10 protein-coding genes are annotated in these 12,895 nt (G+C 38.1%); 3 read left to right on the forward strand and 7 right to left on the reverse strand.

The genetic code is table 11. From position 1 onward, the window contains the following. Window positions 1-597: 597 nt before the first annotated feature. From AN391_RS05230 to AN391_RS05245, 4 genes are all read right to left on the reverse strand, one after another. Window positions 598-1,371, reverse strand: coding sequence for a 2-keto-4-pentenoate hydratase (locus tag AN391_RS05230; RefSeq protein WP_055014530.1), 774 nt, complete (start codon window positions 1,369-1,371; stop codon window positions 598-600). A gap of 105 nt (window positions 1,372-1,476) precedes the next feature. Further along, window positions 1,477-2,442: a hypothetical protein gene (locus AN391_RS05235; protein ID WP_055014416.1), complete on the reverse strand. Its 966-nt coding sequence runs from the start codon at window positions 2,440-2,442 to the stop codon at window positions 1,477-1,479. 73 nt (window positions 2,443-2,515) lie between these two features. Beyond that, window positions 2,516-3,628: a family 16 glycosylhydrolase gene (locus tag AN391_RS05240; protein WP_161804102.1), complete on the reverse strand. Its 1,113-nt coding sequence runs from the start codon at window positions 3,626-3,628 to the stop codon at window positions 2,516-2,518. Between the two features lie 321 nt (window positions 3,629-3,949). After that, window positions 3,950-4,756 carry a helix-turn-helix transcriptional regulator gene (locus AN391_RS05245; protein WP_161804103.1) on the reverse strand — a complete coding sequence of 269 codons (807 nt, stop codon included), beginning with the start codon at window positions 4,754-4,756 and terminating at the stop codon, window positions 3,950-3,952. A 661-nt stretch (window positions 4,757-5,417) separates the two neighbouring features. Here AN391_RS05245 and AN391_RS05250 point away from each other — a divergent pair. From AN391_RS05250 to AN391_RS05260, 3 genes are all read left to right on the forward strand, one after another. Next, a complete protein-coding gene (locus AN391_RS05250; protein WP_055014419.1) occupies window positions 5,418-8,258 on the forward strand; it encodes a TonB-dependent receptor in 2,841 nt (946 codons plus the stop codon). Window positions 8,259-8,462: 204 nt separating this feature from the next. Further along, window positions 8,463-9,200, forward strand: a complete 738-nt coding sequence (locus tag AN391_RS05255; RefSeq protein ID WP_055014420.1) for a FadR/GntR family transcriptional regulator — start codon at window positions 8,463-8,465, stop codon at window positions 9,198-9,200. Window positions 9,201-9,268: 68 nt separating this feature from the next. Further along, window positions 9,269-10,003 carry a FadR/GntR family transcriptional regulator gene (locus tag AN391_RS05260; RefSeq protein ID WP_055014421.1) on the forward strand — a complete coding sequence of 245 codons (735 nt, stop codon included), beginning with the start codon at window positions 9,269-9,271 and terminating at the stop codon, window positions 10,001-10,003. An 88-nt stretch (window positions 10,004-10,091) separates the two neighbouring features. Here the strand turns inward: AN391_RS05260 and AN391_RS05265 are convergent, their stop codons facing one another. From AN391_RS05265 to AN391_RS05275, 3 genes are read right to left on the reverse strand one after another with little or no spacing between them, the layout of a single operon-like run. Next, complete coding sequence (locus AN391_RS05265) at window positions 10,092-10,712, reverse strand: 2-dehydro-3-deoxy-6-phosphogalactonate aldolase (RefSeq protein WP_055014422.1); 621 nt, start codon at window positions 10,710-10,712, stop codon at window positions 10,092-10,094. Beyond that, window positions 10,703-11,710: a 2-dehydro-3-deoxygalactonokinase gene (locus tag AN391_RS05270; RefSeq protein WP_055014423.1), complete on the reverse strand. Its 1,008-nt coding sequence runs from the start codon at window positions 11,708-11,710 to the stop codon at window positions 10,703-10,705. Before AN391_RS05270 ends, AN391_RS05265 begins: the two co-directional genes overlap by 10 nt. A gap of 17 nt (window positions 11,711-11,727) precedes the next feature. Then, window positions 11,728-12,891: a mandelate racemase/muconate lactonizing enzyme family protein gene (locus AN391_RS05275; RefSeq protein ID WP_055014424.1), complete on the reverse strand. Its 1,164-nt coding sequence runs from the start codon at window positions 12,889-12,891 to the stop codon at window positions 11,728-11,730. Between the last annotated feature and the right edge of the window lie 4 nt (window positions 12,892-12,895).

Below are 12,895 nucleotides of genomic sequence, written 5' to 3' on the forward strand. Positions count from 1 at the left end.
GTTATATTCCATTACTTCAACCTTAAAAATTAATTATTACCTTATTTACATTAACATAAAGTAGCTAAGTAAACCTTATCTCACGATACACATATCGCTCCTGATACAGGAGCAAAATTACTTCAAGCCAGGAAAATTTTAAATGCATTTGATATAAAAAGGTGACCGTTGGCTATCGCTCAAATAAGATCTAGAAACGGAAGTTTGCTTCCGTAATATCGCTATATAAGCTTACAAACCGTGAGTTTACTCACGTTTTGTACTTTTAGATTATAATCCTGTATCTATTGAGCACTGGGAAATACAATTTGTTATTTAACCTATACTACCAGCCATAAAATCAAATAGTGCTGGCTACAATTTGCCAACCATCCTCCGTGAAGGCGTTATAAATATTGGAAAGTTTAAGCAATTAAACCACGCAATGTACAAAGGGTTAAAGTGGTGATTAAAGCTGGACTTAGTAGAGGTAATTTACGAATTAAACCTGCAACATCTACAGTGCCAATAGGTGCTCGTAAAATACCATAAACTGAGTTCCTGAATTTATGATTTATTAAAGTACGCTAGCTAAATCATACAATCTAGGTAAAGGGTTTAAGTGAGTGTTGTTTCAAATTTAACGTGTATTTTACCAAGTCCTTCATACGTAATTTGTATCGGTTTGTTCATCTCCACCTCCATAAGGCCATTATATGAGCCGGTTATAAACACTTGGTTTTTTTCTAACTTAAAGCCATTTGCAGATAAAAAATTAATGGCCCAATAAAGTGGAAGTTGCGGTAACTTGCCTGGATGCTGCCCTGCAACATTAACGCTATTGTCGCCTTCCTGCTCCACTATAAGCGTTATATTATTACTCTCATAAGCTTTTTTCTGGCTTATTTCTGGGCCGATATACACACCTTGATTAGATAAACCGTCGGCAAGTTTTTCAAACTGTGTAGCTTCGTATTGCTTGCTAAACCTGTTTTCAATAAGCTCTAATGCTAGATGTGCACGACCTATAGCATTATCTATTTGTTCATTTGTGTATGGCTTTAATGCACTTAAGTCTTTATTTAAAACAAAAGCAATCTCTGGTTCTATCAGCGCTTTGCAATTTTCACTATTTATCAAGCACGTGTCAGTGCCTTTAATAGGTTTATGAAGCAATGGGGCTAGAGTAATTACGCCATTGCTTGATGGAAGCATACATTTCCAACCGTAAACGCTCTCATCATTGAGCTTTATCATCAATTTTTGAATTACTAAAACGTCTTCAATCGAGTCAAGCGTAAAACCTTTAGGAAGATCTGAAGCGCCACTACCGCACTTTCTTTTGCTCAATAAATGCTCTGCTATATGTTGAAGTTTTTCTGAGTTGTTCATTTTGTTGCCTTCGGGTAATACACTACTTGTGTCATGATGAAAAATTAATAATACATTGAACACACCAAAAAACATACTACCTTTGCATTTATAATATATTAGTATTTATTGTAATCTTTCAAGCAAATGTGCCCGCAATTTAGAGCTATGGATTTGCTCAATTAATTCATTCATATTTGCGCTAGATGTGCCTGTATAGTCGATATAGCTTTTGATAGCGAAATACTTCGATTGTTCGCCTTCTAGGGTAAATATCCATTCTCGTGCATCACTTAATTCATGTTCTGGCCATTGACTGATAACAGAATAAGCTAGATTAGGTTGAAATGATGAAGGATAACTATAAAACTCATCTTGTACCTGCTTCGAGTTATTTTTAGTAAGAGTTTGCGCTAGTTGGTGTTGAATAATATGTCGATTGTTACCGGCTATCTCAGTGTGGACTTCAAGGTAATTTAATAGCTGCATAGGGCCTAATTTAGCCCAGGTTTGTAAAAGCCTAAGCTCTGCCTCTTGTTTAATTTTTTCATTGCTTAAGTTATTCAACCATTCGATCCCATCATAGGGTGATACAGCCACTTGACTGCTCAAATAGTCATCAACAATACTTTGATCTGAATGAAGTATTTCAAAATTTAAAATAATATCCCCAGCGACAGGTAAATTATCTGTAATTAAGAAATGTATTACTTGGCTTATATATAACATGTGCTCTGGCGCTTTATATTGCTCACTCAGCCAATGGACACATTCTAATGGCGCTTCTTTGGCCCAATTAAGTAAATGGTTACTTATGGTTTTTATACGTAACTCTTTATCTCTAATTAACAAAGCCTTATCAAGTATGGCCGTATAGATTGGCTTTTCTGTTTCAACATCTTCGGCAGGTGAAGCTTTAGGCTTGAGCGTTTCTATTGCGTGTTTTGTATTATTTATTTCAAAATGCATTTGCGCAGAAGTTTCTTCGATGACTTGCTTATTGTCGTTTACTTGTATTAAATAAACATAACCGCAAATGATTAGTAAACTAATGCTAATTATCCACTTGCCGTATAAATTTACCTTTTTCATACCCCCTCCAAAAAGTAGAAGCCTGAGACTATAAATAAAGTGCCTCAATCCTTCGAGGCTAATTTAAGTTAGCTTAATTCACCGTGATGGTTAATTTATCTAATTTACCTTTATTTTTAGTTTTAACCGTAATCGTCGCAGTACCTTTACTCCTCGCTTTTACAACACCAGCACTGTTCACAGTTGCCACATTTTTATTGCTTGATGAATAAATGACTTTTTTATTGGTTGCACAGTTAGGCAGTACTGTACTTTCAAGTGTTATAGATTGACCCTTTCTAAGTGTCTGTTTTGCTGAACTTAGTTGCACACTATTGACAGCGACAAAGGTGTTCGGACATGACTGTCCCTCGCCAGGATCAGAGTTGTTATTGCCCACCTTTACCCAGGTTCTTACATAATCAACTTCCATTGAGGTTGGGAAGCCTTCTGCTGATTTATTCGCTGATGGGTAAAATTGATTACATTTCCATTGTGTATGCGGCGCGCGTAAGCCTTGTGATAATGTGAGGTTCATTTGACGATGCCAGTATAAATTTTCCTTTTCACCTACTACTTTACCATCAACATACCAAGTGATCTTGTCTTTAGTCACATTGACACCATAAGTGTGAAAGTCATTTCGAGGATCGAAAGGTAAATGGTATCCGTTATGATTCGTTTGCGGAAAAGACCCTGGACGCATCCATGTTGGTTTACCATTTTTTACTACAATATTGTGTAAGTCATGATCAGATTCTCTCACGGCACTTTTTTGAGTAAGTTCTACTACGTCTATTTCGCTATATTGAACATCCCCTTCTTTCGTTAATGAACGGTCAATGGTGCTATACATCCAAAAAGCAGGCGATACGCCAGGAAATGTACTCGCTCCTTTGATTCGAGCTTCGTAATAGCCATAATTACCTGTAGCTCTTGATTTAGCGACTCCCGATGTATAATAAAGTGGGTAATTTGCAACTTGCTGCTGATTACAGCCATCCCAGAATGTACGCTGATGAGATTCTCGCTTAGTGGTTAATTTTAGTTTGCCATTAGATACTGTCGCATTTTCATTTTTCCATGACCAAACCCCATAGTTTTCTGTTTGAAAGTTCCACTTTGTCGCATCTTTTACGTTAAATTCGTCAGAGCGTTTGGCTTGTAAAATCCATGTTTCACCAGGTTTGGCGATGGGAGGTTGCATAGATGCTGCTTGCGATGCTGCACTTAAAAAAAGCATACTCATAGCTGATATAGGGAATGCCACGATACTTATAGGTTTCATTTATTTATCCATCCTTTGTTGGTGTGAACTGAGCCGCAGCCCAGTAATAGTTGCAGTGTTATAATCGATGAATTTGAATTTACAGATATGTGCTTCTTACCTGTCAGTCTAACTCTCGTTACTCGCGCAAAATTAAGCTGAGCGAGTGGAGATATTTAATATTTATATACAACACCAAACCTCAAAAAATGGTTTTACTGTTCTCTAAAAATGGCTTTTAATCGTTATTTAGTTGTAGTTTTAGCTGGAAAAAGTACGTTTAAATTGCTTCGGCGTGTAGTTTGTTCGTTTTTTAAAAACCGTAGCAAAGTAGTTTGAATTATTAAAACCGACCTCGTAAGCGGTTTCTGTAACAGATTTTTTTAGTAATACTTTTTTAGCCTTTTCTATTCTTATTTCAATAATTTTATTATTGATTGTCTCATCCGTAGCTAACTTAAATTGCTTTACAAGGTAGGAGCGACTTACGCCAACGGAAAGAGCAATCGTGTCTATATTTATATCTTTGAAGTAATTGTTTTCTATATATAAAAGTGCATTGTTTACAACACTATTATTAATATGAACCTGCTTTGCTTTACTATTAATGCACTCATTTTTATCGTCTTGTTGCTGGCTACTGTTATAAAGCGCTGTGTTTACATTCCCGCTGAAATTAACTTTATTAGCGTTAGAAGAGGAACTAAGTATTTGGCTATTCTGATAAGTGGTTATTTCTAAAGGGTTACTAAAATGACTTTTATTTTTAACAGCATAATTTGCTATTTTTATATCTTTTAACATGGTACCTAACCAAATCAATCCACATAGACTAGTACCTGAATAGTACATAACCCAATGCGCTGATGTACTGCCTAAAATGGCGATACAACCTAAACTAATTGCGCTGTATATATAACCTTTGTTTTGTGCTTTTGGTGTGTGCAACAATAAATAGCAACATGGTGTAATTAACAAAACCATAAAGGTAATGCTCTGCAAGTAGTAAATATGAGTGAGTTTAAGCCAATCAATAGGCGGTATTATTACCCCAAAATCTTCAAGCACGTTAATTTTAGGATGCTGTAACTCTGTTAAAACTAAAAAGCACAATGAAAAAGCGATGCCAAAGCTATAGCTAAAACAGGTAACAGATTTGGGTAATCTAACATCGGAAAATTTAAAAAGTGCAATTAACAGTGAAGGTAAACCTAACCCAAAAAATAAAATTGTTCGCCCTAATTGGATGTATGGTTTGGCGTGTTCAATAGGAAGAATATTGAAAGCGGGACCACATAAATAAAAAATAAAGGTTGCGAAAAACACAGCAAAATAGTTATACGACGAACCAAAACGCCGTCGCTCTATAGAAAAGTACACAATTGCAGTAAAAAAAATAGTCGCAACTAACATCGGCACAATGCAGCGCAAAAATACGCCCCACGTCAATAAATTGTCTAACACGCCCTTTCGCCTTATACCCAAAAAGAATACATAGTATGTTTATATAAATATAACAAATAGGCCAGATATAAATTGTAACTAAGTAGTTAATTTATAGTTATTCAACTCTGATAATTTTTAAAAAGCAGCTGACTGGAACAACAAAATATTGAAGCGAAATAAATTCTTTACTTGACGCATAAACATATGATGTTTAGATTCGTAAAATGTTACCTGTTTTTTATTTATACACTGACTTCTATCTATAACAATAAGGAGAGTTACAATGCACACTAAAAAGAAACTAGTACTTGCTATATTAACGTCACTATCAAGCTATTCGTACGCGCATGCGTCCGATGTTTCTGCTACCGCTAAGGACAATGATGATACAGAAATAATTGTCGTAACTGGTGTACGATCAAGTCTCGAAGCCGCATCATCACTAAAACGCTACAGTGATAGTGTTCAAGATAGTATTGTTGCTGAAGATATTGGTAAATTTCCAGACCAAAATGTTGCCGAATCCTTACAGCGTATACCTGGTGTTTCAATTAATCGCGTTAATGGCGAAGGCTCAAAAATAACAGTGCGTGGTTTTGGCCCCGAATTTAACGTTGTTACTTTAAACGGACGCACACTGGCAACGTCTGAAATTGGCCGCTCTTTTGATTTTCAAGTATTAGCTGCAGAGCTTATATCGGGTGCAGACGTCGTAAAATCTCCTACAGCTAAAACGCCTGAAGGGAGTATTGGCGCGTATGTTAACGTTAAAACAGCACATCCATTAGATAACCCCGGATTGCATGTACTGGGTTCAATTAATGCTAAATACAGTGATCTCTCTGGTGAGAGTAGCCCTGAATATTCGGCTTTGTTTAGTAATACCTTTGCAGATGATACTCTCGGCTTTAACATTGCGCTGTCGCAACAAAAAAGTGATAACCGATATGACTCAATGGGTACAACTCGTTGGTTATTACTTAACAATGAGCCAGGGGTTATTGAAGGTGATATTTATAATTTAAATGGGAATGTGGTTACACCCAGTATACTCCGCCATGCTGGGCGAATTGAATACGCCTTGGGTCAAGAAAGCCGTGAGCGCATAGGTGTTAACACCAGTTTACAATGGGCGCCAGATTCAAGTTTTACCAATACATTTGATTACATGTATACCGACCTCTCAGTAGAAACGCAAACGCAAGGTTTACAAGCGGGTCTACAGTATCCTAATTGGCGAAATGTAGTTGTGTCAGACAATGGCACCATTTTATCGGGTACTAAGTTTTCAGGTAGAACACAGGGAGGAACCGGTGAGAATGTTGATTTTAGAATTGATGGTTTATTCCAAGAGCTTGAATCAAAATCAAAAACGCAGGCATTTGGGTTTAATTCTGTAAAGGAATTTGATGTATTAACGCTTGAATTCGACATAGCCCATTCAACATCTAAATCAACGCCGCGTAGCGATCTATTGGTCCCTAATTATATTTCACCAGAGCGAAACGATAGTTTAAATTTTGATTTTAGAAACACAGATACCGTCAATTTAGATACCACGATCGATTATGCTTCGCCTTCAAGCGTAAGAGCACACTGGAACTTAGTTTCACATTATGAATTAGAAGACACAATTACGGAGCTACAAACAAAAGGTAAATACCTATTCGATTTAGAGTTTACTGAAAGCCTTACCTTGGACTCAATCGATTTTGGTATTGCGTATTCGGACCGTGAAAAAATAAGAGATCGCTATGAAACTTTCCATGAAGATAACTGTGGTTTAATTGTTCCTGGTGCCGATATTTGCGGTGAGCTTAGAGACATGCCAGATGATATATTTTCAGCAAGCCCCTATTCAGACTTTTTAAGTGGCGAGCAAGGTAATTTCCCTCGTGATTTTTTATTTGCAGATATCAATAAATATCATAGTGCAATTGCCCAAATGACAAAAAACCCCAATTGGCCAAATGAGCAATATAATGAGATCGCATCATCAAAAGTAACTGAAGAAAAAATAAGTGCTTATAGTCAATTTAATTTTAGCGGCTTGGTTAATGATTATGATTGGCGTGGTAATTTCGGTGTTCGTTATGTAAAAACTGAAACAAAATCTTCGGGATATGGAAAACGCCGCTTAGGGTATACAGGTGAGCTTGATAATGGCCAACCATTATTAGTTGTAGAGTATACAGATTCAGGAATTCTTGAAGCAGAAAATAGTTATACCAATTGGCTACCCAGCGCTAATTTTAGTATTAACTTATCAGATAATTTATTAGTCAGAGCAGCAGCTGCAAAAGTGATGTCTCGCCCTGCCATCGACGATATTGGTGTGCAAACAACCTATACTGATATGCAAGCGGGCAGTTTTTCGCAAACAGGTGGAAACCCTTATTTAGCGCCTTATAAAGCCAACCAATATGACTTATCTTTTGAATATTACAGTGACAGTGGGGATGCATACGCAATTAACTTTTTTAGAAAAGATATATCGAGTTCAATTGGGCAAGTTACCTACCTAGATAGTACCCCTGATATTTGGGATGGAGAGCAATATGTTGATTCTTCAGTTAGTATCGATGGGTACGGAAATGTTAACGAAACGATTAATACTAAACAAAACCAACCTGGCGGAACAATTAGCGGGGTAGAGTTAGCTTTACAACATAATATGGACTATTTACCGCGCTTTTTAAATGGCTTAGGGATACAAGCAAACTATACGTGGGCCGAGACTAAAAACAATAACACTCAAAAAATAGATCTCCCAGGTGTAACTGACCCAGGTGATAAATTAGAGGGGTTTGCCGAAAACTCATATAACATTGTCGCCTACTACGACAAAAACGCATTTCAGGCACGCTTAGCCTACAACTGGCGGGATGACTTTTTAAGTAGCCGAGCTGGTGTAAAAAGTGGCGGATTACCCGAGCATACTGCAGCCTATGGTCAGCTTGACTTTAGTATGTCTTATGCACTAAATGATAACTTTACGATCACAGGTGAAGCAATAAACATTACTGATGAACGCGTTTATCAGTACGCGGATATAAAAGAAAGAGTGATAAATGTGCAGTACACAGGCCCACGATATCGAATAGGCTTACGCGCCAAGTTCTAAGTACTAAAATAAATATTCCAAATTGCAATAAAGATCGCTTTTACGCGATCTTTTTTCGCAAAAGCAATAGGCTTAAATTATGTATATTAGCCATCAATATAGGCTTTTATCCCCGCCCCTGTATTTAAATCCATAGAATTAATATTCTATATAATAGGTTATGTTACGTTGACTATATAAACATATTATGTTTATATAGTAAGTATGAGTGAACTTATATATTACGACCTTAAACAAACATCTGGAATGGCAGCAAGCCTTTCTGTGCAAGTTGCTAAAGAAATAGGCAGACGCATCGTCTCTGGCTCATTTGAAGCTGGTAATTTAATTGATGATGAAGATGCATTAGCTAAACGCTACCAAGTGAGTCGTGTAGTTGTGCGCGATGCTGTTAAAATTTTAGTTAGCAAGGGGCTCTTAGATGTACGCAGAGGCATTGGTACGCGCGTGCTACCTCGAGATAGATGGAATATGCTCGACGATGATGTTTTAGCATGGCATTTATCAGCGCCACCTAATCGCAAGTTTTTAGAGCAATTAATGGATGTGCGTTTGGCTTTTGAGCCAAAAGCTGCTCGCTGGGCTGCAGAGCGCGCACGCCCTGAAGATTTGATCGAAATAGCCGCTGCTTGCGAGCGCATGGCTAAACCCGACAACAGCGCTGAAGATTTTATTATTGCAGACTCCCTTTTTCATAAAGCCATTATAAAAGCCGCTCAAAATAGCTTTTTAGCTTCAATGGAAGGCGTTATTTATTCCGCTCTATTAGTGAGTATTAAAGTAACAAATAAAGATCCACGTGATAACGGTGCATCTATTCCATTTCATCGTGAAGTGTACGAAGCCATTGCAGCCAAAGATGGTGAAAAAGCTGAGTTACTTACCGAAAAACTCCTCAAAGACGCCAGCTTTCGTCTTTCTGCGACAGTAAATAATAAATAGCCATTGTTTATTGTCGCGAATTCGTATAAATAGTACGTATAAATAAATTATACGGACACTAAGATACTATGAGCGAACTAACGTACTACGATCTAAGACGCAGCAACGCGATGTCACCGAGTCTACCTGTTCAGGTGGCAAAAGAATTAGGCCGTAGAATAGTCGCTGGCACCTACACTCCTGGTTCACTTATTGATGATGAAAACCGTTTAGCTGAACGCTTTCAAGTAAGTAGAGTCGTTGTTCGAGATGCTGTAAAAATTCTTGTTGGTAAAGGCCTTTTAGACGTACGCAGAGGCATAGGAACCCGCGTAAAAACCCGTGACAACTGGGCTTTACTTGATGACGATGTATTGGCTTGGCATTTAAGTGCCCCGCTTAACCCTGAGTTTTTAACTCAATTAATGGAGTTTCGTTTAGCATTTGAACCAAAAGCGGCAAGTGTTGCTGCTCAGCGTGCAACCCCTGAAGATGTTAAAGCCATAGAAGATGCGTTAAATGAAATGCAAAGCTCAGTAAGCGATTTAGATAAATTTGTTATTGCTGATGCACATTTTCATGGTGCTATCCTTCGCGCTTCACACAATGAATTATTTATATCTATGGAGTGTGTGATTTTTTCAGCTTTACTTGTGAGTATTAAAGTAACTAACCAAAGTGCAGAAAGTAACCATGCTTCTATTCCATTTCATAAAGAAGTGTTTGATGCAATTGCAACAGGTGACAGCAATAAAGCGCATGCTTTAACCGAAAAACTATTAGCAGATGCTAAAGCTAATTTAGCCAAATTAATGAATATCTGAATTAAATAGCGGCACTAACAAATCATTTAAAGTGAGAGGAATGATTAGCTAATGCCGCAAACACACAACGCTTTTAAAACTTAATTACTTACAGGTAGTATGCTGCATACTTCTTGGCATTGGCTGTAAATTCTTCTAAGCCCATGCCTGCTTTGTACAAGCCACTACCTAAGCCAAAACCAGATGCCCCCGCATTAACAAATTCATCTTGATTTTTCGGTGACACACCGCCAACAGGGTAAATATTAATACCCGAAAGCACGGCAGTAATTGCTTTTAAACCTTTTGGGCCGGCTGTATCTGCTGGAAAAAACTTAAGCGCGTCTGCACCGGCATGTAATGCAGCAAACCCTTCAGTCGGCGTGTAAAACCCTGGTACGCAGTACAGTCCTTTTGATTTACTAAAACGGATCAGCTCTACATCGCTGTGTGGCGAAATAATAATACGCCCGCCCGCTTCAATCACTTTTTCAACTTCGTTTTTGGTAACAACGGTGCCTGCACCAATAATCGCTATATCAGCGTATTTCTTGCTTAACAGTTCAATGCTTTTAAAAGCATCTGGAGAGTTTAATGGCACTTCAATAACGCGGTAACCGATATCAATAAGCACCTTTGCATAATCGAGTACTTCGTTGGGTGTAATACCGCGCAAAATAGCAACTAATGGTAATTGCTTCATTGCTTGTGTGAGTGAAATTAATGACATTTTTGACTTTCCTTATCAGTGATAAACCCTGCTTTTACAGCAAGCGTAAACATGCCTATTGTAGAAGCGGTTGCACTGCTTAAAATAGAAGACGTAAATCCGAGCTCTTTTAGGGCTTCGCAATAAAGTGTGTTTAAACTTGAATTACCAATCAGATAGACATGTTTAATATCGTTAAGCTGGGTTTTGATACCCGCAAGCTCGGCGCCAATCAATAAACCCGAAAGGTAACTTGGCACATGTTCTGCTAATAACTGCTTATCTAATTTTAATGTACGTGCACTAAATAAAGCGCTCAATAAGCTAGTTTGAGTTTGACTAACACCTACTCCTTTTATAAAGCTAGGTATGTCTGTCTGTGTAATATCTAATGAATCTAGGCCATCGCTTAAAATGCTATGCTTAGACAACAAATTAAACATTTCGCCAGTCATATATGTACTTAAACTCGTTATAACCGTTTTTTGCTGAGTATCCTTTGCAACTTCAACCCATTTTGAATGCGTCCCAGGTAAGCAAAACATAGTTTCACTTAATGTTTTATTGCTAAGCTCCCCAGATTGCTTTTCCACAGCTAAAACAGCCCCAAAAACCTGCACCTCTTCACCACGCATTACATCGCAAACGTTATTTTCCATCACATACTTTACGCCAGGAACAATACGAATATCTAAGTTAGATTTATTTTTTGCAAGTTGTAAATTATTTGCCATGTCAGCTGAGGTACAAGGCGCATTTACATAACCTGTATCTTGCCAGCCGATTGCGCCACCCACCATGCCAGCCATCATTATGGGTAGCTTTTTGTTTGCTATCCACGGTGAGATATAACCGAGCAACACGGTTTCTATACAGCCGTTTTTTATATTTAATACACCAAGATCGCCGTTTACGGTATCTAAAATAGCGCCTTCGTTATTGATTAAAAAAGCTCTAAAATTAGAGCTTCCCCAATCAACAACAATCAGCACCGGTAAGTTACTATTGCTGTTGTTCATCAAGCTGTCCTTAACTATTAAATTGATACTTCGTAATGTTTAATAAAGTCAAGATCTGGCTCTATTCCAAGACCTGGGCCTTTTGGAAGTGCAACAGTGCCATTGTTATTTTTAACCTGCTCGTTTATGTTTAACGACTCTTGCAGTAACTGCTCTCTGAACAAGTTAGGTGTTGTATCGTATTCCAGCATAGGCTGTACAGGGTGTGCAGCCCCAGGTAAGTCTGGAAGTGCTGCCAATAAATGAAGGTTTGTGCCTACCGCAATTGCTGAGCCCCACACATGATTTACTACAGGAACAAAATGCGCATGCGCTATAGCCAATACTTTTTGATATTCGGTAATACCGCCAAGCGCACATACTTCGGGTTGTAATAAATCAACACATCTATTTTTAATTAAATCTCTGAAGCCCCAGCGAGTAAATTCAGCTTCGCCACCGGCAATACTCATATCTAGGGCTTCACACAAGTCACGGTAGCCTTGGTGATCTTCTGGCGCAACCGGTTCTTCAAACCAGTAAACACCTAAGTTTTGTAGTTCACGACCTAATGGAATAGCTTCACGCGCAGTATAGGCATGGTTTGCATCAACCATTAAGCGCATATCACTCCCAATACCTTTACGTACGGCCTCAACAAGCTTTACATCACGCTCTGGAGAGAGACCAATTTTCATTTTCATTGCCGTAAAGCCCATTTCTTTAATGCGTTGGCTTTCTTCGGTGAATCGCTCCTCTAAATTAGGAAACTTTTGTAACATCATACCGTAACCATAAGCAGGTATACGCTCTCTATAAGCCCCCCCTAACAGTTTATAAACGGGCTGATTTAAAAACTTACCTGCGATATCCCACAGCGCAATATCAACGCCAGATAACGACTGAATTGGCATGCCTTTTTGGCCATGATCGCGTAATAAGTTGTAAACTTTGTGCCAAATAACGTCCCTATCAAGCGGATCCATACCCAAAATCATCGGTTGAATGACATGTTCAACGATTGTTTTATTGGCAAATGCAACACCGCCACCACCGAAGCACTCGCCCCAACCAGTAATACCTATATCAGTACGTACTTCAACCAAATGTGCAGTGCGTTTTGCATAGTACTGCTGAGAATAACCTAGCTCTTCATCTAGGTCGTATTGTAAAACGTGGCTAATAATTTGAGTTATTTTCATTGTC

Source organism: Pseudoalteromonas sp. P1-13-1a (assembly GCF_001401875.1).
Taxonomy (GTDB): Bacteria; Pseudomonadota; Gammaproteobacteria; order Enterobacterales; family Alteromonadaceae; genus Pseudoalteromonas.

Excerpts from the sequence above, each read along its gene's own strand:
- AN391_RS05230 (WP_055014530.1), bottom strand. The coding sequence starts at position 1,371 with ATGAACAACTCAGAAAAACTTCAACATATAGCAGAGCATTTATTGAGC.
- AN391_RS05235 (WP_055014416.1), bottom strand. The coding sequence starts at position 2,442 with ATGAAAAAGGTAAATTTATACGGCAAGTGGATAATTAGCATTAGTTTA.
- AN391_RS05240 (WP_161804102.1), bottom strand. The coding sequence starts at position 3,628 with ATGCAACCTCCCATCGCCAAACCTGGTGAAACATGGATTTTACAAGCC.
- AN391_RS05250 (WP_055014419.1), top strand. The coding sequence starts at position 5,418 with ATGCACACTAAAAAGAAACTAGTACTTGCTATATTAACGTCACTATCA.
- AN391_RS05255 (WP_055014420.1), top strand. The coding sequence starts at position 8,463 with ATGAGTGAACTTATATATTACGACCTTAAACAAACATCTGGAATGGCA.
- AN391_RS05260 (WP_055014421.1), top strand. The coding sequence starts at position 9,269 with ATGAGCGAACTAACGTACTACGATCTAAGACGCAGCAACGCGATGTCA.
- AN391_RS05265 (WP_055014422.1), bottom strand. The coding sequence starts at position 10,712 with ATGTCATTAATTTCACTCACACAAGCAATGAAGCAATTACCATTAGTT.
- AN391_RS05270 (WP_055014423.1), bottom strand. The coding sequence starts at position 11,710 with ATGAACAACAGCAATAGTAACTTACCGGTGCTGATTGTTGTTGATTGG.
- AN391_RS05275 (WP_055014424.1), bottom strand. The coding sequence starts at position 12,891 with ATGAAAATAACTCAAATTATTAGCCACGTTTTACAATACGACCTAGAT.